This window comes from Pseudomonas qingdaonensis (assembly GCF_018398475.1).
GTDB classification, from domain to species: domain Bacteria; phylum Pseudomonadota; class Gammaproteobacteria; order Pseudomonadales; family Pseudomonadaceae; genus Aquipseudomonas; species Aquipseudomonas palmensis.
The window spans coordinates 3,576,783-3,597,271 of record NZ_CP074676.1 but is presented as its reverse complement, the minus strand read 5'-3'; the positions used below and the strand labels follow the sequence as shown (position 1 = coordinate 3,597,271).

Here is a 20,489-nt window from a genome sequence, read left to right as displayed (position 1 = left end):
GTTGCTTTATATTTTGTGCTATTAGATATCAAGTGGTTTTCAGAAGATTTAGATGGCGTGGGTGACGGGGCTGCGTAGGTGGAGTGTTTGACTTAATAACATCGCTCCGCTGGATGGTCGCCTTGCCGGTGGTTCTACTGAGTTACATAGTCATTCATAAATAGCGCATTGTTAGAGCGAATTAGGCGTTCGAGGTTAGTCCTTGGTTAAAGCATGATCACTTCACTCACTATCTAATTCTTCATGCTATCCGTCGATTTTCCCAAGCCTTGGCTCGCTTGCTAGATGTCATTGGTGTCAATGATATTTATTAATAATTTCTCTAACTAATTTCTGTTGAGATGCAACATTCTCTAATAGCTCACTCGTTCATCCATTCCGGATCATGTGAATTAGCAGAGTTTCGTCCATTGAGAAACCCAACGCAGAAACTTGTAGCGTTTTGGTACAAATGTACTCTTTATGGAGGAGCCAGGCGGTTGTGAGGATTTCTGGCAGCAAAAGCTGATCGGCTTGGCGACTGTGGGATGGCCTTACGCTGCTTAAGTTGGCTAATGCACCCACAGCGCTGTTGTACTGGCTGCTGGCCATTCTTTCCGGATATGCTCCGGCCACAGCATTACATCCTAGCCCTCCGCGAAAGTGGCCATCGGCCCTGCAGGCTGCAATTGATGCTTAATTGTCGCCTGGGCGCATGCCGAGGCGGGTGGTTCCTCTTCCTGCTCAGGAGGGGGGCAGATTCCATGGAGATGGCATGAGCTTTTTTTCGGACGAAGAGATTGATTCACTCAAGATCACACGGATGATCTTGCATGTCGTGGGTACCAAGGACTTCGCGGCCATGCCAGAGCGGGCTCTGGAGGAGGAAGCGTTCTTCATCGGCAAGATCGTGGACATGGCCACCGCGCCGGTCTTCATGTTCAAAGCGGTATCGGTGACCCGTAACGAGGTCGAGGCGATCGCAAGTGCGGACACGTCCTTCGTGGCCGGCGCTCAGGCCCTAGCCGCCAGTTTCAACCGTGCGCACGTGGGCGGCAGTGCTGATGGCGTTCTGTTGATGTTCGAGCTGTCTGTCGCAGACCCGGATGTGAAGATCTACAGCCTGATCAAGTACGACTACAAGCTTGCGTTGGAGCAGAATGACGGTGCTCCAGGAAAGAAGCTGCGGCGTATCGTGAATGCTTTGGTAGACGAGAAGAAGGCCATTCAGAAAACGGCACTGATTCGGGTGATCAGCGGGGTTGCCGACCAGAACATTTCGGCTACCGATCGCACCAAGCAAGGGGTGGATCTTGCCGACTACTTCGCCGATTTCTTGGCTGTGAGTAGAGCAGTCTCGGACACTGAGCTGAGCGAGATAACCCGCAAAGTCCTAAAGGCTGCGCTGCAGACCTGCATTGAGCACCTGCCCGGTCAGGATATAGCCAAGGCGCTGCAGCGGGCCCAAGCCAACCTGGGCACTCGTCGACGCATTGATGAAGAGGCGATCGTTGAGGCAGTGATGATGGCAGCGGGACATCCTGAGGATGAGAAAATAGCCAACCGCCTGGAGCGTGAGACTCGGAGTCGTGTCAGGAAGAGCAAGCTGCACGAGCTGAGCTTCAAGCCCGATCGCCGGATCCTCCGTCAGCCCTACATGCGCAAGATCGTCACGGCTGAGGGCGTCACCATTCTCTTCCCCGATCGGAAGGAAAACCCCAACGTCCAGGTGATACAGCTCGACGGAGATAAGAAACAAATCATCGTCGATACAGATCGAGTCAAGGAGGACAGCGTTGTCACACCAAAGCCTGGCCAGCCTGCTTAACGAGCTATCGCGCAAGCGTCAGGCGCTAATCACAGAGGGCAACCTTACCCTCATCGTTTCCGACCTATCAGCGGAAACTGCTCGGTCGATCAAGAAAGCCGCTGTCGCTGCTGCCTGGTCATTCACGATCTACGACTGCGCGAGCAGCGAAACTGACGTCGATGACGAGGATGAAGATTTCGGGCCGTTCCGCGTTGAGCTGGAGAAGCCACTTCCGGAAGATCATGTCCAGGAACAGGCCCTCTATGTGGCGACGGAAGTAGGCTTCAAGGCGTTCCTGGTCAATGGACACGCTGCTGCACGTTGGCACCTGCTTGGCCTCACTCAGCCTTTCAATACCAGAGCGAGGGCATATTGTGGTTGGGGTGAAGGGGGCGACTACACCGAATCACAGGCGACCAAGTCACCTCGACTCCTGGTGAAAGAATCAGCGACCCTCCGCAAAGTACCGGAGGATGTGCGCCATTGGTTGCTCGCAGAAGGACACCATCTCGATGAGGCTGATCCTTTACACATGCTCTGGGCAGCGCAGGCGTTCGGTGCCCTCAGCTGTTGCTTTGCGAATGAAATCGACACCAGTGGTAGCAAGCTCACCTTCAAAGGGCCGCCCAAGCTCAACCTGACAATCCCAGCGGCGGTCGAGGGGACTCCATCCATCTCGCTTAAAGACTTCGAGGTTGTCCAGGAAGCAGCGGCATGGGTGTTCGATAACGCGCGGGAAGCAGAGGTGAAGCACATCCTGTTGTCCGCCGAAATCGCGCGCTCCGGTCGGGCGGACGGGGAGGTACAGGAGTACTTCAGGGAGAACCTGGCCGCTGCCTTGGATTGCGCGAGAATCGCTTATCAGATGGCGGTCTCGGAAATCACCAAAGACACACTGAAATCCCTTACAGATCTTCGTAAGGCCGTGACGGAGGAAACGTCGAAGGCCACAGACGCGACTCGCCAATCAATTGCCGCGATCTCCACGGCGCTGACTGTTGGCCTGGGCTTGATTGCCGCGAGGCTCACGTTGCAGATCAACCCGTACCTGATCTCGATCGTAATGGCGGTCGCATTTGGCTACACGGTACTGAACGTGATGTCGGGCCGAAAGTTCATCAGCATCCAGCGAAAGCTGCGTAAGGACTGGCAGCCAAAGCTGTATCGCTTTCTGTCTGAAGCTGAATTCAAGAAAATGGTTGGGGAGCCCATTGAGCAAGCTGAGGGGCTCTTCTACAGGGTCAGTTGCCGAGGTACTGCGATGCTTGGGCTCGCGGCGCTGGGTATTTCTATTTACGCCTTTACCTATAGCGCCCCTGCACCCTCAGCGGCTACGCTCGCCGTTCCATCGCCTCAAGCTCCAGCAACCCCGCATCCGTCTGTCGACGACCCAGCTACGACTCGGCCTGAGATAAAGCCACAACCGAACCCGGAGCAGAAAGAACACGTCCCGTCGAAACCGTTGGAAAAGAGGGAGACCCCCGCAAGGTTTGATCAGGGGATTTTCGCTGCGCGGTCGATTATGCAGAGCTCAGAGAGGGTTACGTGAAAGCCGAACAGTTCTGGGCAGCCGACCGGGCACAAAAACGAAAAAAGCCCCGCTAGGAGCTATCTCAATACGTCACAAACATCCTGTTTGTAGCGCAACTCTACCCAGGCACATTGCAAAGCTGTGTTGCTCGCTAGTTGAAGAGGGAACCGTGGGTTGACGAGCTAGCTGTATGTGCATACAGTGTTAGTGTCAACCACTTTTTCAGTAAGCTCTTCATGGAATGTTCTCCACCCTGCTAGTGGAAAGCGCAGCATTTGCTTGGAAACTTTCCCGAACAAAGCAAATCAGGGCAAGAGTGCAATCAAAACTCTGAAGGCCTCACCAAAACCAGCGACCCCTCATCCTGCTCATACACCTCAGGTATGGCTTCTTCGCCTGGAAACTCCATCGCGACCAAGGCTTTGGCTTGGTGAAAGGCTCTCTGGACGGAATGGCCGAAACCGATCGCTGAGTAGAACTGTGCGGCAAAGAATCGAGCGGGGAGATCTCCCACGTCGCGGTTCATGCCAATCGCTGCCGGTATGTGGCGTATGCATGCTTCGGCCTGGTTGAACGAGTGGCACGTATTGAAGAAGACCAGCTTCAGGTTTTCAGAGCCAATAGCCATAGCGCTTACGATGCCTTCCAAAGGAACATGTTTCGGGTTTCCCTGATCGTCCTGAAGCACCAGCGTGTCGGCACTCGTGCCATGACCACTGAAGTGGACGATGGTTGGCTTGAGCTCGTTCATTGCCTGGAAAACGTCCATGGGCCGCACTGCCCATCGGGTGTGGAACTCAAGCACATCCCTGTGCTCGGATGCCCTGATCTTCTCGCCAATCAAACGAGCTTCCTCATCCAGCAGAAGCCTGTTGCTCTTATCGCTACCGGGGTCTGCGGCAAAGAACACGACCGTGATTTTCTCGGGCAAGGCCTTCAGCTTTTCGATCTCCTTGGCGGTTTGATCGTGGAGTTCTTCATGGCGGGATAGCCCGTCATTGATCTGCCGCATGCGTTGCTCATGTGCTGCGTCAGAGCGTCGCTGTTCACGCTTGAGCACCTCGGTAAGCCGCTGCTCGCTCTGGGTGAGCCGTTTCTGGGCTTCGAAGATTTTTTTCTCCAGTTGGCTGACTTCCGATAGCGCTTTGGTCTGTTCGCTGTCGTAGCGCATTGCATCACGCAGCTTCGATTTCATCGTTGAGACCGATGAGGTTTTGGCCGCAGCTGCGCTGGCGTCGGCGCTTTTCTTGCCCGCGTTTGCTGCTGCCTTGACCTTCTTTACTTTTTCGCCTTGAAGTCTGGCGATGGTGCGCTGATGCTGCGCTATCTGGGTGCGATAGAGGCTGGTACTCATCGGTCAGATCCCTTCTGTTGGCCTTTGGTGCCCGCTGGGGCATTAAAACGCTATCATAGCGGCCTCCCATACGTGCAGATGTCACAGCCTAATGTCACATCCAGTACGCAAGCATGCCAGCAACTTCTGGATGGTCTAATGGACGAAACCATTTCCTACCTGAAAGACAGGTTCAAGGATGAGCAGGAACGCTTCAATCACGTAGAGAACAAGAGCGCTCGTTTTTTCACTGCGGTCTCGATTCTCATCGCAGGCCTCAGCGCAATAGCAGGCCTAAAGAACGGAGTCATCTTTCAGCTCGGGTCTCCCCTGGCCATACTGATTTTCATTGCTTTCGCCGTGGCAGCGTTCGCAATCGCCTGTGCATGGGGGCACGCGCTGAGCGCACTGCGAATCAAGGACTATCCAAACCTGCCGTCCTCCCGACCGACTGGCGAGTACCTGATTGCCGTAGATGAAGAGGCGCAGAAGAAGCACATCTACAACTGCTACATCGATACCTTGGAGTCGCTGAAGGTCACGGTAGCTGAGAAGACCAAACCACTCGATCTGGCATACCAGGAAATCATAATCGGAGCAGGGGCTCTTGCGGCACTTGCTGTTCTAGTCACCTTAAGGGAGCTAATTGCGTGACCGACAACCAGAAACCAAGCAATAACGAACAAACGCGCGTTCCGCCACCTCCGCCCACCACTGAGTATCAACGACGCTCGGAGGAGCCTCCGGTCAATCGCCAAGGCCCTGCAGATCGACGCCGCTGAGGAAGCTCTGCAGCCAAGCAAGCACTGTATGTCGATGCATTGATTGCTCTCCGAGTAGAAGGGAGCGATCTTTTATCTATGAACCAAGGTTTGTCAGACTGCGGCTGTGATTCACCAAAGCAGCGCAGCGGACGGTGCTGACGGTACGAAGCCTAGCTCTAGGGATTCTCCGATCAAGTCCCCAAATGTGCTGAAATACGCCTGACCTCCTGATCCGAGCCACCCATGAGCCAGATGAGCTTTTCCGACTTCGAATATGCCGGCAAGCGCAAGCAGACACGCCGCGAACGCTTCCTCGCCGAGATGGATCAGGTCGTGCCCTGGACTGGGCTGCTGGGGCTGATCGAGCCGTTCTATCCCAAGGCCGGCGGCGGTAGAAAACCCTACCCGCTGGAAACCATGCTGCGCATCCATCTGTTGCAGAACTGGTTCTCCCTGAGCGATCCGGCCATGGAAGAAGCGCTCTACGAAATCACGCCTATGCGCCAGTTCGCACGCCTGACGCTGAGCGCGCCGATTCCCCGAAGACACCACGATCATGAACTTCCGGCACTTGCTGGAGAAGCATCAACTCGCACCTGCGATCCTTGCGGTCATCAACGGTTACTTGCAGGAGAAAGGCCTGTCGTTGCGCCAGGGCACCATCGTTGATGCCACCATTATTCATGCCCCAAGTTCGACCAAGAACGAAGAAGGCAAGCGCGATCCCGAGATGCATCAGACCAAGAAAGGCAATCAGTATTTTTTCGGGATGAAGGCTCATATCGGCGTCGATGCTGAGTCCGGCCTGGTTCATCACGTCCATGGCACCGCAGCCAATGTGGCCGATGTCACACAGGTCGCCGAGCTGTTGCATGGCGAAGAAAACGCGGTGTATGCAGACGCCGGGTACACCGGTGTCGAGAAGCGCGAAGAGCATGAAAATCGTGAGGTGATCTGGCAAGTCGCCGCGCGCCGCAGCACGTATTCCAAGCTGAACAAACGCAGCCTGCTTTACAAAGCCAAGCGCAAAATTGAGTACTGCAAAGCTCAGACACGGGCCAAGGTTGAGCATCCGTTTCGGGTGATCAAACGGCAATTTGGTTACGTGAAAGTGCGCTTTCGAGGGCTGATGAAGAACACGGCTCAGTTGACCACGCTGTTCGCTCTGTCGAACCTATGGATGGCTCGAAAGCAGCTGATGGGTATGGGCGAGTTACGCGCGTAACACGGAAGACCGGGCGACAAAGCCCTCAAAACGCTGTGCATGGGACTTTCTTTCGGCAAACAGCGGTACGCGCCGGAGAATGTTTGGCCTGCCGCCGCTTTTCGGCAAGTTGATCGGAGCATCCCTAGGGAAACTCCGATCAAGTCAGCACAGGCAGCCTGACCAGTGCTGAAATAGTGCTCCGTTCATCCACGCCAACAAGCCTTGCCCATGAGACAGATGAGCTTCTCCGATTTCGAATACGCCGGTAAGCGCAAGTAAACCCCTCGTGAGCGTTTCCTGGCGGAGATGGAACAGGTCGTGCCGTGGAGCAGGCTGGTCGCGTTGATCGAGCCGCATTACCCGAAGGCAGGTGGCGGTCGCAAACCCTACGCATTACCTCGGTGAAAGGGTAATTCTTGAAAGCAGAGGTTTTGGGGGCGCGTGACGGGCTGTAGAACAATCAGCTGCACCTCCCATGATGAGGGTTTGCCATCGCTCAGGATGTTGGATAGCGGTTACCGTCCGAGCGCTTAGTTGGAGTGATCTCCGAACAGAGGCCTTGCTGAAACGGAATCAGGCTGCAAACCCATGCTCGATCCTGTCCAGTGTTTCCTTTACGCGAAGATACGTAGGCTCGTCTCGGGCATACTCCAGCGCGCTTAGCCCATCGAACGCAGCACGTGGCTGACTGAGCCACACCGCTGATTTGACTTTGTCCCCAAAGACTCGCTCAGTTTGGTCGCGCAGGAGCTCTGAATACGCCATCGTGATTTCCTCCGGGCCTAAATGGTGTGTGCCAAGCGTAGCTGCTGTTCAGTGCGAATACAGCTACGGTCAAGGCATCACAACGGTTAGGCTTTGCCGATCGCGGCGCGACCGTAGCACCACGTACGTTCAAGTTCACTGTCGTCCTCTGCACAAAGGTTCTAGAATGCCCCGAACCCCGTCAAACCTGATTGCGTTACGTGAGCGTCTAGGCGAGATCCTGGGCGAGCAGAAGAATCACTACACCGGTACTCAAATTCCAGGCGTCCTCGCGTCGATAGGGCTGAACGACTACTTGGGCGCACCTTCGAAGCGCGATCACTTTCGTGGCGCTGTGTACGAAGCTTCAGACGAGCAGTTGGTCTTCGCTGCCGGCGCGGCCTTGGCACAACTTGATTTACCGGTCGTGCATCGCGATGAGCTTCAAGAGCTCTACTGGGACGAGGGCTCTCGCCCGGCCATCCCCGCACGGTACCGGCGGGATTTATCCCGGCGACTTGATCAAGAAGCACTGTTTCTCCATGGGGAAGGGTTTCTCACGACCCTTGCGAACTTCTGGCGTATCGATGAGCGAAGCTTGCTGGCAGATTTTTCGCTGGCCCCCAGCCTGCGTGACCATATTGAGCGTCACTGCATCGCCAACGATGATTGGAGCGCCACGACACTCTTTGAAAAGGTGGGCGCCTTCAAATCCACCGATGCCCGTTTCGTGCGATTCATCGAAGCACTGGCTTCTTCCTCGGTGCGCCCCGACGAGGCCGCTCAGCGGGCGTTCATGGATGCAGTGGATGAAGTGTTGAAGCCCTACGGCGTCCATTTCATCGTCACGATTGGGGCTGACGCCTACCTGGAGGGTCAGCTCACGTATCTTGGCGGCAATGCTAAGGCTTCGCCTAAGAACCTTATCTTTGCATCCAAAGCCAAGCCCGACCTGCGCTTCAGTAATGCACTGGACAACGACATTGAAGTGGTCAGCAATGCTGACAAGGTCTTGATGTACGACCGAGCGATAGGGCCGGCGGGGCTGCTTTGGCGTGATCTGCAATCCTGGTTCGAGCACACCCGGGGATTGGCAGCGGGGGAGGGCAAGAAGGCGTTGTATCAACGATTGGGTAACTGTTTACCCAAGTCATCGCCTCCGCAGATTTTGGCCTTTACAAGCTTCTACAAGGCCTTTGATAAAGCTCGAATTCCTGAGCTCCCAGTCCTCTTGCCGGAGGTCTGGTTTTTCTGGGATCCGCAGACGGTCTCTCAACGAGGCAAGGACGCGCTGCTCCGTTCTCGAATGGATTTTCTGCTGTTGCTACCTGGAGGAGTCCGGGTAGTCATTGAGGTCGATGGTGATCATCACTACGCGACTGATGATGGACGAGCCAGCCCCCGCCGCTACTCAGCGATGATGTCGGCAGACAGGGCTCTGAGGCTCGCAGGGTATGAGGTGTATCGATTTGGTGGTTACGAACTCTCCCTGCCGGATGCAGAGGAGCAGATGATCTCCTTCTATCGATCGCTATTCAGGCGGTACGATCTTCTGCCTGTTTCGCAATAGTAAAAGCGTGCTCAACCGATACGGATCATCGTATTGAATGTCGGTGACTCTGGGCGCGCAGGAACTGCTCGACTCAGCAGCGGCCACATAGCGCATAGGCATAGGCTTGAAGGTTGAGCGAGGGTTAGGCAGGGCCGGTTTTAAAACTTTAGAGATCGCCTATCCGGTGCCCTCGCGCAGCCAATACATCTTCGTCTGGTGCATCTCGGGATCGCGCTTGCCGTCCTTGTTTTTTGTCGAACTGGGGGCGTGAATCAAAGTGGCATCGACGATAGTGCCCTGATGCAGCGACAGGCCGTGATCGCCCAGATAGCTATTGATCACACCGAGAATTCCAGTTGCCAGGTCGTGCTTTTCCGGCAGGCGCCGGAGATTGAGAGTGGTGGTTTCGTACGAGATTCGCACAAGGCTCAGGCCAGAAAACTGGCGCAGAATGGTCGTCTCATACAACGCCTCTTCCATCGCCGGGCCGCTGTAGCCGAACCAGCTCTGCATCAGATGTATCCGCAGCATCGCCATCAATGGGTAGGCCGGACGACCACCTTCACCCTTTGGATAATGCGGCTCGATCAGAGTAATCAAACCCTTGCAGGGCACCACCTGATCCCTCTCGATCAGGAATAATTTTTGCGGGTCTACTTGCGCTTGCTGGCGTACTCGGTGTCGGCGAAGGACATCTGTTTCATGATCGAAAGGCTCAGAAACTGGTATTCGGAAATTTTGCCAAATCAGGAGGTCTTTTTCAGAGTTTACCTAGTCGTTTTTCCTGTTGGTCTGAGCTAAAAATGCTGGGTTTTCATAAAAACAATCCAGAAGGTAGTCGTTCAGGTTATTGTGATAATCGACGTGATCGATAGCTAGGTTAGGATAGGGGGTGTACGATACCGACCTGATGGATGAGAGGTTAATCGTTCGGGCTATCGAAATTCAGATCGCTTGGCGCGACTTTATAGGCGAGCACAGTAGGTACTGTTAATGAATTATCTAGCGCATTTGCACTTAGGCGGCCAGGATCCTGACCAACTGCTTGGCAGCTTGTATGGTGACTTTGTAAAAGGGCCGCTGACAGGGCAATTTTCTTTCCAGACAGAGGAAGCTATAAAGTTACATCGAAAAATCGATGTTTTTACTGATGCCCATTCCGTGGTGAGGCGCGCACTTGGACGTTTCCCTAGCCAAAGGCGTCGTTATGCGGGGATCGTGATCGATATGTTTTTTGATCACTGTCTGGCGCGAGACTGGGATCAATATTCAGATGTTGCGCTCGATACCTTTTCACATAAAGTTTACAAAATTTTGGAGGATGAGCCGGTTTTACCTGAGCGTTTGAAGCCTATAGCCCCTCTAATCATTTCCGAGGATTGGCTTGGCGCTTACAGAAATATTTCCAAGATTGGTGAGGGATTACATGTCATTTCCCAGCGATTGTCTCAACCCACGCACTTAATTGGTGCTTACGAAGAAATGATGGATAATTATGACTCCCTGAGCGTGGACTTTAAGGAATTTTATCCCTTGCTCTGGCACTACGCTCGATCCGCCTTATCCAAAAAAGCAGTGTGAGAATTCCCGATGTTTTGGTCTGGACTAAATAGCCTCAAGGTGCTGTTGCATTTTAGCGTACTAATTAATTAATTTTTTGATTGGATCTGTACATGCCGGGCGAGCAGCCAAACCATCTAGTGCAAGCTTTGTGGAAGCTACTAGTTCCGCGAAAGTTCAATCTATCTGCGATTGAAGTAAGCGTAGCATCAGAGGTGCGTAAAAGTTCACACGCTATTTCACGCCGGCACTCATCAAGTAAGTCTTTGAAGCATGTCCGTTCCTCATTGAGTCGAGCTTGAAGGGTGCGAGAGCTAAAATTTAGCTCACGTGCCGCTTTATTCAAAGACATCAATCGGCTTGAATTTAGGTCTGTGAAAATCAGATTTTTGACGATAGAAGTGATCTTGCTTTGTCGCTTAGAGAGTAATTCGTTGATCTGGCTCAAATGATATATTTTGAGCTGTGGGTTAGCAGTATCTAGGGGTTTCATTAAGTCACGAGCGGAGTAGGAAATAGTATTCAACTCGCTGGAGAATGTTAAATTATTTCCGAAGATGCGTTTCAGCTTGCTTTGGTCGGCTGGGGCCTGGTAGCTAAATGTCGCGGACAGCGGAATAGGTGGCTCCCAAGGAAGCAGCCAGTGGGTTAGCCCCACCATCGTGGATAGGCAGCAATCAATGTACTGTCGAGTGACATTCATCGATTCAACTCTTAGGAATTTTAGCGTCAACCCATCTTCATTCTGAGTGTATGAAATCGGCGTGCCATCGGCTAGTAATATTGAATACTTAACTGCGACTCTAAGTGCTTCGCCCAGGTTGTCACTCGACATGATTGCGTAGAGTTGGGCATTGAGCTGCCCAGGCCTGAATAGGTCATATGCCATTAGTCCAATATCAATATCTCCTGAGACGAGTGCAATCGCTTGTACCAGGCTTGCCGCCTCAATGATATCTACCCTAGCGTCTGCTCTGACTTTTGAGTCCACACTTGAGTATAGGTGTTGAAGCGGTACCGGAGGCTCAGGCACGTATTCGGCCAAGCGTAAAATCACTTGGGCGCAAGAGGGCGCTAGTGTGGGCATGATAGAACTCAATGGGTTAGGTAGCCAATGAGCATGCCAAATATGAGAAAGCATGCCAAGTCTCTAGCGTTCAAAAAGCGGCTATGGCGCCAATACTTTTTAGTGCAGAAAGGCCTTCAAGATGGCTACAGTTTTCTTTCTTCGATTTGCGCCTGTGGACGTGAAAATTTGCGTCTCAGGAAGCAACATAAAACAAAAAAGTATGTTGAAATATCGGCAAAATTTTTAGTGGTATTTAAGCCTTCTCCTTGGTAGTCTTTTTAGGTTATCGTGTTCTTCTAGATATAAGTATCAATCATGGAGGTCTAGGCGATTTTTTAATTGGGTTCTGTTGACCTGGGAAAGGCTGGCGTCGCCTAATGAGCTGTACCATTCCTCTGCTCATCCGTACGACTTAACCGCGTTCCCCGATGAGGTTGAGAGGAGGCGTACGCTTGATGTGGTGATTTCTATCATACCGAGACGGTCAGCCTGAGAATTATGAGTTACGAGAAATCTTTAGCACACTTCCGATATGACGAGTTGGACGAGCTTGTATCCTTATCTATCCGCGATCTAATTGCTGCAGCCATTGCGGGTGACTGTGCAGCCGAGCCCGTCGCGGCATTTCTCATGGCGTGGCATGACCCAGAAAGCTATGGCGGCTTCAATTTGTCGGATCTCTGGGTGATGAATGAAAAGTCGCGGCAAGCAGCAGTGGTTTTATTTGTGTGGCTTAGCAAAAATCACGTAACGCCTCGTGAACTAGGTCTCCAAATTGTATTTAATGCTATAGCTGCTCGTTGGGCTTACTAAAGAAATTTAGGCTGTGGGGTCGAAGCTGTCAACGAATTTATTATTAATTTCGAGGGTGCCAAAATTTAACTAAAGTGCACGGTTTAAGCTAGATCTACTTCTCGCCTTAGGTCATCGTTTTTTTTTTGCGAGTTCTATAGCTATGGCCGTTATTTAAAACCTGGAGGGCGTTCCATGATGTTGAGGCGACTTAATATAGCGCCCCGGGCGTTCTCGGGATTTTCGTTTATTGCTGGGCTAGTTATTTTACTTGAATTATTTGCTCAGGGGCGCATGTCTGTGATCCGTGACGCAACGGTAAATATGGAAACTAACCTTCTGCCTAGTGTAGGTTTTCTTGGGGGATGACTGAAAATACATTGCGGTTACGTATTACCATTTTTCGCATCTTGGTCAATCGTGAGCCTGCTGCGCTCCAGGAAACTGAACGTCGCGTAAAAGAGTTAATTGAGCTCCTCCAAAAGTCAAAAGACAGCTATGCAATCCTGCCGTCGGGTGCCAATGAGCGAGCGCTCTACACTCAATTCGACATTACCTTAAAGACATATTTGTCAGAGCAAGCTCGGGCGCTAGAGTTGTCACAGCAAGGACAGACTGAAGCTGTCCGCCAACTTGTAAATGGTCAGATGAAGGATTTGGCCGACTTGATGGGTGTTCAGCTCAGTAAGTTAATAGCTATAAATAAAGTCAACGCGAGTGATGCCTCGGATTTGGCAGGTGAACAATACAGCAACGCAAAATTGGCTATTATCATCGTTTCGGTGGCTGCCACTCTGCTGACAGTGCTACTCGCTTGGTTGCTAACGCGAAGCATAGTAACCCCATTAAGCGAAGCTGTGAGTGCCGCGCAGGACATTGCCGAAGGTAAGTTGACTGGACATATCGAGGTTGGAGGTAGTGATGAGCCTGCGCGGTTGCTAGGAGCATTGTCCATCATGCAGCAGAATCTGCGTACAACGATCGCGATGATTTCTGGATCGGCCACGCAACTTGCCTCTTCAGCGGAGGAGTTAAGCGCCGTTACCGAGGAGTCTTCGCGGGGGCTGATGCAACAAAATAATGAACTTGAGCAGGCTGCAACAGCGGTCAACCAAATGACGGCTGCGGTCGAAGAAGTAGCCCGCAATGCGGTGTCTACCTCTCAAGCATCCCAGGCGTCTAACGACACTGCGCGCCAGGGGCGCGATAAGGTGGTAGAAACGGTGAAGGCCATTCAGGCTATGACTCAAGATGTACAAACTACCTCTTCTCAGGTCGAAGGTCTTGCTGAGCAAGGACGCGAGATTGGTAAAGTCCTGGATGTTATTCGTACTATTGCCGAGCAGACCAATTTGCTGGCATTGAATGCAGCCATTGAGGCCGCGCGTGCAGGAGAGGCGGGCCGAGGGTTTGCAGTCGTGGCTGATGAGGTTCGCGCCTTGGCCCACAGGACGGCTCAATCTACCCAAGAAATAGAGCAGATGGTAGCGGGCATCCAAACTGGTACTGGCGATGCTGTTCAGTCGATGTCTCTTAATACCAATCGCACGCAAAGCACGCTGGAACTCGCACGCTCAGCAGGCGATGCATTGGAACAAATCGCTGCCTCCATTTCTCAGATCAATGAACGCAACTTGGTAATCGCTAGTGCATCCGAAGAACAGGCGCAGGTTTCTCGCGAGGTAGACCGGAACCTTGTGAATATTCGCGACCTGGCGACTCAATCCGCCGCTGGAGCTAATCAGACCAGTGCCGCTAGCCATGAGTTGTCTAGGCTAGCCGTGGAACTCAATGGCATGGTCGCCCGTTTCGTTATCTAAATGACTCAGGGCACTCTTCGTGCTCGTAACGGTGACGATAGTGCTTTTGACTAACCTGTTCGAATCTTTGGAAATCAAGGCTTGCAGCGACGTCGGGGTCTTGAAGTGGCTTGAGTGGCGTTTGCCCTTCCTTCCGTAAATTCTTCTGCGCGACCGAACCGCTGTTCTCATGACCGTTTGTCTCAACGTAGGGGCGCGAGGGGTGCAAGCGTCCTGTCAATTTGCCCTCCGAACTCTAGCGTTAACGGCAATGGTGTCTGCATATTTTCATGCGGACGCTGTCACCGTTATCGCTATAATTGCCGATACCCGCAGTCACTAACTGAACTGCATGTCTGAGAGGAGCCGTTTCCTATCTCAGTTGATTTGTGCTTTCAGGTCTTCAGTGTCGCCTCAGCGGTTAATGAGTGAAGTCAACGTTTGGGTGCCACTCCTCCTAGTGGCAACAGGCATCCGATCCTTGATCACCTCCGCTCGCAAATAGGCCAAACAATCAGTGTAGAGAGGAGCGCACTGTGCGAACCTTAGAAGGCATGGCCAAGGCTGGCGAGCCGCTGCTGCGCGAAGCCCTTGAAGCGATGCGGGCGCATCAAAAAGCTCAGGATCAAGAGGCATCTCTGGAAGAGGTAGAGCGCCGTCGATTGCGAGCGGAGTCCCTTTATCACGAGGTAGTGGATTTCCAGTTGCTGGCAACCTGTAGTCTGCCTGACCTGATTCACTAATCGGAGCATTTATGCCAAAACTGTCCGATCTCCTGCCGCCCGACCATCCAGCCTACTCTGAGGCAGTTGAGGCGATGCGCCGTTACCATCAAGCTCAGGGCACTGGCGCGCCCGCAATCGAAGTGGAAAGGCTACGCTTGATTGCCGAGGCTCTGTTCCAGTCTGTAACAGACTATCAAATGAGGGCATTCGGCAGTGGCGGCGGGACTACTCACTGATGGGCGTCTGGATAGTCGGCTCCATGCTTTGCAGAGACCGATAGAAGAATGCAAAAAACGGCCACTCAGCTTCTCTGAAGAGCAAGAAATAGAGTACGTAAAATTATAAGTAGGTAGCCTGCAAGTAATTTACAAAAGTAACGATAACTCAACCGTCCGGCTGCTCGTCGGTCTCTTGCAGGCTTTAATGACAAAAGCTACCGTTACAGTAGCTCTGTCTGTAACAAGCTATTTCTTTGAAGATTTGCTCGGCTTCAAGTCAGGGTTGTTACCTTGCGTGTCTTTATTGTCACGGCGACGTTTATCTACTTCGCCGGTTGACTTGGCAATCGGCTTTGGGCCTGGTTTAAGCGCCATAAAATCTTCCTTGTGTTGATGTGGATGTTGGTGGTGCATGAAGATCTTATTGCTGTTGATGGGCGCTTTCAAGAGGGATGCGAAACTTTATTCGCGGTATGTGGAAAGGTAACTAGCTTTGTTACTAGCTGTCGGTGGCTTTCCGGCAGGCAAGTTGTTGATATGCCTCAAATAGTGTGTCCCTACGGCTCCCATCTAACTTTCGTTCAGCATCGTTTGATCACGATGCACACAACCCTCCAGCTCCCATGTTCGCTAGTGGCTTAAAACAGCTTGGTCAAGAAATCTGGTTCTGGCGGTCTCAACTGTCCTCCGTTATATATGGCAGCATCGGCAGAAGGTGGTCAGCTCTAGGCGGTTTGCTGTTGAGCTAAGAAGTCTGCGTTCTCCAGCTTGGAGGTGGCGATCGCCGATCAGCCTAGCCGCTTGCTTGGCCATCACAAGCAACCGTAGCAAAATTGGAAGCTTTCGCTGCGCGCTGTTCCGGTGCTCCGACCAGCAGCCTCTCCGAAACACGCTTGGCAAGGCGAAGCGAGCCTATGGCAGCGGCGCACTCCAGCGCTGCGTCGTCGAAGTCCTCGCCCCTGCGTGCGAACACCTTCACCAGTCGTCGAGGATGAATTTCAGCTAGCTTTTACAGGTGCGGGGAGGCTCAGTGACTTGGCTTTGAAGACCCGGATTAACAAACTTAGTGCCAATGCCGTTGGACTGTCGTCCTAGGTAGCTCCAGTTCTTTGGCCACCTCGACCTGCTTTAGCCCCTGCCTCTTGAGCTCCTGGACTTTGGCGCGAACAGCGGCTGCTCGAAGACTAGTCGGATGGGTTCCATCCAGGGCATCCGCTGAAGCAGGAGGCACCTGGTCAATCAATCCGAGCGATTCCAGATCTTTGATGGCCTGCAGAAGCACGGCCCTTGGAGTGGCCCCCGAATCACAAGCCATGGCAACAGCGAGTAATGCTGAGGGTGAGAGATCCAGAGCCTGGGCCAGGTCACCAGCCACCTTGACCGTTGGATAGGTTTTGCCGCTTTCGAGCTGGCTGACGTGCGATCCTGTAACTGTGCCGCTTAAATCCTTCTGATTCAGCCCTTTGGTCATTCGAATCAGCCGCAGCGCTGCGGCGAAACCTTCCTGAATCGACATGGCGGCACCCCAAAAACAGACGGTATGCCGCGTTTGCCTGAATCCATACAAATCTATATATTGAAACGTATGGGCTTTTCGCCATCATTATCCGAGGTGAGTTGCGCACAGGCCAGTTGAAGCCTTACCCACCGGTGGCGCATGAGCCTGGTGGTGGCTTTCATACAGTCGCCTTCAGGCACCAAGGCTGATCGAAAAATTGTCGACGGAACAGGCATTAAGGAACGCTAGGATGTCGGAGCTGAAGAAAGTAACAGCTACTGTAAAAAATTATGAATTTCATTCGTCTCAAGACTGTGCGCGCCTCTACAAAAAGGTTCGCTTGTTGGATGAGTCAGGCAAAATTTTCTACTATAAAAACCTAATTATTCCTAAATACCTTGAGAGCAGAGGTGCGCTTGCATCTGATGTGCCAAGGACGTGGTATGTTAAAAATATTCATAAGTCCGCCGTTGTGCTGGTCGCGTTTGAAACCAAAAACGGCACGGTCGAATATGACTTGGACGAAGTTCGTCAGTTGTCACGATCCGGTTTTTGGGCTGGCGTTCTGATTGGCGTTGCTTCGATCCCTGCGGGTATAGTCATTGCTACTGCAACCTTCGGGGCGGGACTTTTGCTGATCCCCTTTGGCCTCTATCAGGCTTACAAGCAGATTTTCAAGATCCCTGCAATTTTGAGTCGCAAGCGTCTTCTGCAAGATTTTTCGCAGCTTGGTATTAATGTGGGGGAGGGTTGGTCGAGATAAATGTCTTTGGGGCGGTGGGTGTTTACATGCAGCCAGGGCTACGAAACACGCGCTCGCTATCCTCTGACTTTATTTCCTCAGGTCTTTCTGATCGCCGGGAATTCTCAGATCTGCTTAGTGCCTGGCCTACAGGCCGACCTCTCGCTTCCATAATTCATGCACGGTCTGCTTGGAGATACCCAATTTCTGAGCAGTTGCTGACTGAGTAAGCCCCTCAGCCTTGCAACGCAAAACGCTGTTCAAGCGATCCTGATCCACGGGCCGACCTGGGCGTCGAGAAGCTACCGCCCCTTGGCTGAACTGGTGCTGCAGCGCTTGTACTCCACCAGCTTTTTCGAATTCGTCCAGTTCACCTTGGGCGGTTTTCAGAAGTGTTTGCGCCGACTCCTCGCCGGTGACGGAGAGCGTGAGGGCGATGAAGGTGAGCGGGCTCATGCCCAAGGCAGTGCTGATCGCCTGAAGTTTTTCAAGTGAGATACTGGACTTGGCTTGCTCAAGCTGGGTCAAGTACTGGCGGCTGGTGGCATCGTTGACGCTTTCAATCGTCAGGCGCTGCCCGCTTCGCAGCGTTCGAAGCACTGCAGCAACGCCGAGCTTAAGCGTCATGGGGCATCCTCAAAAATCGAGGATAAGGCCATGTTGCTCAGTCTGGTTCCACCATATATAGTTGTCATTATCGGACTTTGTTTTCGCGTGATCGTCTCCTTGAAGGGAGGTTCGCCCTGTATCAGTTGCTCCCTCCAGGCCTGTGAATACCGGGGAGAGTAGGGCTCCTAGTCAGGCTTCACGGAACTTCAATATAGCGATAAACCGTCAAATGGAAGGCCATGCAGAACCGCCCTCAGCAGGCTCTGCGGTCGGCCAGGCATGCCACCCCGGCTCAGGCAAGGGTTCCTGAATGAAGATTTTGATTTACTCGGATTTGCACAACGAATTCGACTGCTTCAGCCCTCCGAGCGTCGATGCAGATCTTGTCATTTTGGCAGGGGATATTGATCTCTTGAACCGAGGTGTGAAGTGGGCCAATGAGTCGTTCAGCAGTGATGTGATTTATTGCAGCGGCAACCACGAATTTTACAAAGGCCATCTCACCCGTACTCGCGAAAAAATGGAAGCCGTAGCCGCCTCGCATGTCCACGTCCTGGATAACCAGGTCTGGACGTCGAACAACGTTCGATTTCTAGTCGCGACGTGTTGGACAGATTTCAGTGGCACCGGGGATGTGATGGCAGCCTCCAGTGCGTGTTTGGGGGGAATGAACGATTTTCGGATGATCCGTACGGGCAGTGAGTACCGACGTATCCGGCCTGCAGATCTCATCGAATTAAATCGCGCGTCGTACGAGTTTCTCCGCGAAAAGCTCGCGACTCCCTACGCCGGCCAGACCGTCGTCGTAACCCATCACTGTCCTATCCCAGAGGCCTCTGGGTCAGAGCATTCTGGGCATTTGAGCGCTGCCTATTTCAATCGATGGCACCAGCTAGTTGACCAGGCAGACGTCTGGATTTTTGGGCATACCCACCATTCGATCGATCGACCATTCGGGCGGTGCCGGCTGATCTCGAATCCACGTGGATACCCCCAAGAAGAAACCGGTTTTAACCCGTTTAAAATTTTGGAGATTTGAAGTGTCGACAGTAGCAAGGTGCTCGGTGAGCGACGAGCACCCCATTCCTCTGAAAGTCTTAGCAGCGAAGCGTATCAAGTGGGGCGTGATCATCGATGCCTACCTTACTAATGTCGCCAAGGTAGGTGCGCGTTACTCGGCTATTGCTTTCGCGGATCGCTCGGGCCTCATCGGTGATGGCGAGACCGTCGCCACTCCCCCGGCTATGGCTGTCGCTGAGCAGCAGGGCTTCGTGTTGCTCCAGAGCCTTTGTGGGCGTGATCATTACGTCGTCGTGAGTTGGCTCGAAGCCGATGAGGCTAGCACTCATCCCTGCCCCTGAAATGATCCGGATCATCGACCAGAGGAGGGGGTGCCCGGGGCCAGTGTGCTCTTGGATGAGGCAATCGCTTTCGCGCGGAGTCGGGCTCGTATGACAGCCAGTGGACTGTCGATTCCTAGTTCTGGATTGTGTAAACCGGTTTTTTGATGTGTAAACCTACTTAGTTTACAGGTCAAAAAAATGGTTTACAGTCCAATTCTGGCGGGCTAAGTCCTGAGGAAAACGGGTGGCGGAACAGGCTCGGGCTCAGTTTCGTCTTACTACTACTTGATCTGAACAATGGCTTTTGAATAAGGCTGGACAGGAAGAAGGGCACATGATTTCAGCAGTCGTTTTCGATGCATACGGTACCGTTGTTCGCATCGGTCAACGCACCAACCCTTACGGCGCTTTGCTTAAAGAAGGCCGCCGACAGGGTTTGGCGCTAACATCCGACAGCACCCATTTCGTGATGACAGCGAACCTCAGTTTTGACCAGGTAGCTGATCATCTGGGGATCGAGCTTTCTTCTTCGGAGCGAGCGGAGATGAACGATGCGTTGGGCGAGGAACTGGCATCAATCGAGCCATACCCTGATGCCCTTGAGGTGATTGACCGACTGCAGGAAGCGGGGCTGCTCATTGGCATCTGTTCGAACCTAGCCCAGCCCTACGGCCCTGTTATCAGGAAAGCCTTCCCGCACGTGCAATGTCACGCTTTCAGTTACGAGCTTGGGGTCATGAAGCCTGACCCCAGAATCTACCTGCACATTTGCCGAGAGATGGGGGTGGACGCCCGCCATGCGGAGATTCAAAGAGCCCGAGAGAAAGCCCGAGTGGTGATGATTGGCGATTCCAGAAAATGCGACAGGGATGGCCCTAGAGCTGTGGGAATCGTGGGGCATCACTTGGATCGGTCAGGCCAGGGGCATATCAGCGACCTTGTGCAATTCGCCAACCTGGTCACCGACCACAATCGCGCCGGTTGAGCAGTAACCACTGAATGATCAGAGCCAACCAGAGGTCAGCCCAGAACGCTCTCTGATCATCACCCACGCAGCCGGCCCAGCTCTCTAGCTGAGCCACCCTGATCAGCCCTGTGAATGGACGCTGAGCCAGATCGGCACGAGCCTGCTGCCCCTGACACTTCCCCGATTCACACTAGCGACACGAATAGTTGTTTTCTAGCGCGTGCTGGCCCTATGAAATCGCACGGTT

The 20,489-nt window shown here is 52.9% G+C and carries 19 protein-coding genes and 3 pseudogenes; 15 read left to right on the top strand and 7 right to left on the bottom strand.

Annotation, left to right across the window (positions count from 1 at the left end; all coding sequences use genetic code 11):
* The first annotated feature begins 754 nt into the window (after positions 1-754).
* Entirely contained in the window at positions 755-1,807 is a 1,053-nt protein-coding gene (locus KH389_RS16330) for a nucleoid-associated protein (RefSeq protein ID WP_100633656.1), read from the top strand.
* Complete coding sequence (locus KH389_RS16325; RefSeq protein ID WP_100633658.1) at positions 1,776-3,338, top strand: hypothetical protein; 1,563 nt, start codon at positions 1,776-1,778, stop codon at positions 3,336-3,338. The genes KH389_RS16330 and KH389_RS16325 overlap by 32 nt, the downstream gene beginning before the upstream one ends.
* A 304-nt stretch (positions 3,339-3,642) precedes the next feature.
* Here the strand turns inward: KH389_RS16325 and KH389_RS16320 are convergent, their stop codons facing one another.
* Positions 3,643-4,674, bottom strand: coding sequence for a CHAT domain-containing protein (locus KH389_RS16320; RefSeq protein WP_100633660.1), 1,032 nt, complete (start codon positions 4,672-4,674; stop codon positions 3,643-3,645).
* A gap of 138 nt (positions 4,675-4,812) precedes the next feature.
* On the opposite strand from KH389_RS16320, the gene KH389_RS16315 reads away from it, so the two are divergent.
* The 3 genes and pseudogenes from KH389_RS16315 to KH389_RS16305 form a co-directional block, all read left to right on the top strand.
* Positions 4,813-5,307 (top strand): hypothetical protein, encoded by a 495-nt coding sequence (locus KH389_RS16315; RefSeq protein WP_100633662.1) that lies wholly within the window; start codon positions 4,813-4,815, stop codon positions 5,305-5,307.
* A gap of 353 nt (positions 5,308-5,660) precedes the next feature.
* Positions 5,661-6,642, top strand: a pseudogene (locus KH389_RS16310) (IS5 family transposase).
* Positions 6,643-6,852: 210 nt separating this feature from the next.
* Positions 6,853-7,020: pseudogene (locus tag KH389_RS16305) on the top strand (transposase); the annotation flags it as partial.
* Positions 7,021-7,197: 177 nt separating this feature from the next.
* On the opposite strand, the gene KH389_RS16300 reads toward KH389_RS16305, so the two are convergent.
* On the bottom strand, positions 7,198-7,389 hold the full coding sequence (locus KH389_RS16300; protein WP_100633664.1) for an MbcA/ParS/Xre antitoxin family protein: 192 nt from the start codon (positions 7,387-7,389) through the stop codon (positions 7,198-7,200).
* Between the two features lie 166 nt (positions 7,390-7,555).
* Here KH389_RS16300 and KH389_RS16295 point away from each other — a divergent pair, with 166 nt between their 5' ends.
* Positions 7,556-8,938, top strand: coding sequence for an AbiJ-related protein (locus KH389_RS16295; protein WP_100633666.1), 1,383 nt, complete (start codon positions 7,556-7,558; stop codon positions 8,936-8,938).
* Between the two features lie 189 nt (positions 8,939-9,127).
* On the opposite strand, the pseudogene KH389_RS16290 reads toward KH389_RS16295, so the two are convergent.
* Positions 9,128-9,624, bottom strand: a pseudogene (locus KH389_RS16290) (IS5 family transposase); the annotation flags it as partial.
* Positions 9,625-9,913: 289 nt separating this feature from the next.
* Between KH389_RS16290 and KH389_RS16285 the strand changes: the two are divergent.
* Positions 9,914-10,501, top strand: a complete 588-nt coding sequence (locus tag KH389_RS16285; protein ID WP_100633668.1) for an acyl carrier protein phosphodiesterase — start codon at positions 9,914-9,916, stop codon at positions 10,499-10,501.
* A gap of 64 nt (positions 10,502-10,565) precedes the next feature.
* Here the strand turns inward: KH389_RS16285 and KH389_RS16280 are convergent, their stop codons facing one another.
* Entirely contained in the window at positions 10,566-11,621 is a 1,056-nt protein-coding gene (locus KH389_RS16280) for an AraC family transcriptional regulator (RefSeq protein ID WP_100633670.1), read from the bottom strand.
* A 426-nt stretch (positions 11,622-12,047) separates the two neighbouring features.
* On the opposite strand from KH389_RS16280, the gene KH389_RS16275 reads away from it, so the two are divergent.
* From KH389_RS16275 to KH389_RS27370, 4 genes are all read left to right on the top strand, one after another.
* Positions 12,048-12,362: a DUF7673 family protein gene (locus KH389_RS16275; RefSeq protein WP_146095020.1), complete on the top strand. Its 315-nt coding sequence runs from the start codon at positions 12,048-12,050 to the stop codon at positions 12,360-12,362.
* A gap of 344 nt (positions 12,363-12,706) precedes the next feature.
* Positions 12,707-14,161, top strand: coding sequence for a methyl-accepting chemotaxis protein (locus tag KH389_RS16270; protein ID WP_371920439.1), 1,455 nt, complete (start codon positions 12,707-12,709; stop codon positions 14,159-14,161).
* 515 nt (positions 14,162-14,676) lie between these two features.
* Positions 14,677-14,883 (top strand): hypothetical protein, encoded by a 207-nt coding sequence (locus KH389_RS16265; RefSeq protein WP_371920438.1) that lies wholly within the window; start codon positions 14,677-14,679, stop codon positions 14,881-14,883.
* An 11-nt stretch (positions 14,884-14,894) separates the two neighbouring features.
* Entirely contained in the window at positions 14,895-15,101 is a 207-nt protein-coding gene (locus KH389_RS27370; RefSeq protein WP_100633674.1) for a hypothetical protein, read from the top strand.
* 228 nt (positions 15,102-15,329) lie between these two features.
* Here KH389_RS27370 and KH389_RS16260 read toward each other — a convergent pair whose 3' ends face one another.
* On the bottom strand, positions 15,330-15,530 hold the full coding sequence (locus tag KH389_RS16260) for a hypothetical protein (protein WP_157811436.1): 201 nt from the start codon (positions 15,528-15,530) through the stop codon (positions 15,330-15,332).
* A gap of 616 nt (positions 15,531-16,146) precedes the next feature.
* Entirely contained in the window at positions 16,147-16,599 is a 453-nt protein-coding gene (locus tag KH389_RS16255) for a helix-turn-helix domain-containing protein (protein ID WP_100633676.1), read from the bottom strand.
* Between the two features lie 232 nt (positions 16,600-16,831).
* On the opposite strand from KH389_RS16255, the gene KH389_RS16250 reads away from it, so the two are divergent.
* On the top strand, positions 16,832-17,344 hold the full coding sequence (locus KH389_RS16250; RefSeq protein ID WP_100633678.1) for a hypothetical protein: 513 nt from the start codon (positions 16,832-16,834) through the stop codon (positions 17,342-17,344).
* Positions 17,345-17,470: 126 nt separating this feature from the next.
* Here KH389_RS16250 and KH389_RS16245 read toward each other — a convergent pair whose 3' ends face one another.
* Entirely contained in the window at positions 17,471-17,950 is a 480-nt protein-coding gene (locus tag KH389_RS16245; RefSeq protein WP_100633680.1) for a helix-turn-helix domain-containing protein, read from the bottom strand.
* A gap of 292 nt (positions 17,951-18,242) precedes the next feature.
* Between KH389_RS16245 and KH389_RS16240 the strand changes: the two genes are divergently transcribed.
* The 3 genes from KH389_RS16240 to KH389_RS16230 all read left to right on the top strand — a co-directional run bounded on the left by KH389_RS16240 (position 18,243) and on the right by KH389_RS16230 (position 20,260).
* A complete protein-coding gene (locus tag KH389_RS16240) occupies positions 18,243-18,971 on the top strand; it encodes a metallophosphoesterase (RefSeq protein ID WP_100633682.1) in 729 nt (242 codons plus the stop codon).
* 25 nt (positions 18,972-18,996) lie between these two features.
* Positions 18,997-19,293 carry a hypothetical protein gene (locus KH389_RS16235; protein ID WP_100634006.1) on the top strand — a complete coding sequence of 99 codons (297 nt, stop codon included), beginning with the start codon at positions 18,997-18,999 and terminating at the stop codon, positions 19,291-19,293.
* Positions 19,294-19,609: 316 nt separating this feature from the next.
* Positions 19,610-20,260, top strand: a complete 651-nt coding sequence (locus KH389_RS16230) for an HAD family hydrolase (RefSeq protein WP_100633684.1) — start codon at positions 19,610-19,612, stop codon at positions 20,258-20,260.
* Positions 20,261-20,489 lie beyond the last annotated feature (229 nt).

What these genes read in the sequence shown, in the direction of transcription:
- KH389_RS16250 (WP_100633678.1), top strand. Translation starts at nt 16,832, where the DNA reads ATGTCGGAGCTGAAGAAAGTAACAGCTACTGTAAAAAATTATGAATTT.
- KH389_RS16285 (WP_100633668.1), top strand. Translation starts at nt 9,914, where the DNA reads ATGAATTATCTAGCGCATTTGCACTTAGGCGGCCAGGATCCTGACCAA.
- KH389_RS16230 (WP_100633684.1), top strand. Translation starts at nt 19,610, where the DNA reads ATGATTTCAGCAGTCGTTTTCGATGCATACGGTACCGTTGTTCGCATC.
- KH389_RS16245 (WP_100633680.1), bottom strand. Translation starts at nt 17,950, where the DNA reads ATGACGCTTAAGCTCGGCGTTGCTGCAGTGCTTCGAACGCTGCGAAGC.
- KH389_RS16300 (WP_100633664.1), bottom strand. Translation starts at nt 7,389, where the DNA reads ATGGCGTATTCAGAGCTCCTGCGCGACCAAACTGAGCGAGTCTTTGGG.
- KH389_RS16315 (WP_100633662.1), top strand. Translation starts at nt 4,813, where the DNA reads ATGGACGAAACCATTTCCTACCTGAAAGACAGGTTCAAGGATGAGCAG.
- KH389_RS16330 (WP_100633656.1), top strand. Translation starts at nt 755, where the DNA reads ATGAGCTTTTTTTCGGACGAAGAGATTGATTCACTCAAGATCACACGG.
- KH389_RS16320 (WP_100633660.1), bottom strand. Translation starts at nt 4,674, where the DNA reads ATGAGTACCAGCCTCTATCGCACCCAGATAGCGCAGCATCAGCGCACC.
- KH389_RS16295 (WP_100633666.1), top strand. Translation starts at nt 7,556, where the DNA reads ATGCCCCGAACCCCGTCAAACCTGATTGCGTTACGTGAGCGTCTAGGC.
- KH389_RS16270 (WP_371920439.1), top strand. Translation starts at nt 12,707, where the DNA reads ATGACTGAAAATACATTGCGGTTACGTATTACCATTTTTCGCATCTTG.
- KH389_RS16275 (WP_146095020.1), top strand. Translation starts at nt 12,048, where the DNA reads ATGAGTTACGAGAAATCTTTAGCACACTTCCGATATGACGAGTTGGAC.
- KH389_RS27370 (WP_100633674.1), top strand. Translation starts at nt 14,895, where the DNA reads ATGCCAAAACTGTCCGATCTCCTGCCGCCCGACCATCCAGCCTACTCT.
- KH389_RS16280 (WP_100633670.1), bottom strand. Translation starts at nt 11,621, where the DNA reads ATGCTTTCTCATATTTGGCATGCTCATTGGCTACCTAACCCATTGAGT.
- KH389_RS16240 (WP_100633682.1), top strand. Translation starts at nt 18,243, where the DNA reads ATGAAGATTTTGATTTACTCGGATTTGCACAACGAATTCGACTGCTTC.
- KH389_RS16255 (WP_100633676.1), bottom strand. Translation starts at nt 16,599, where the DNA reads ATGTCGATTCAGGAAGGTTTCGCCGCAGCGCTGCGGCTGATTCGAATG.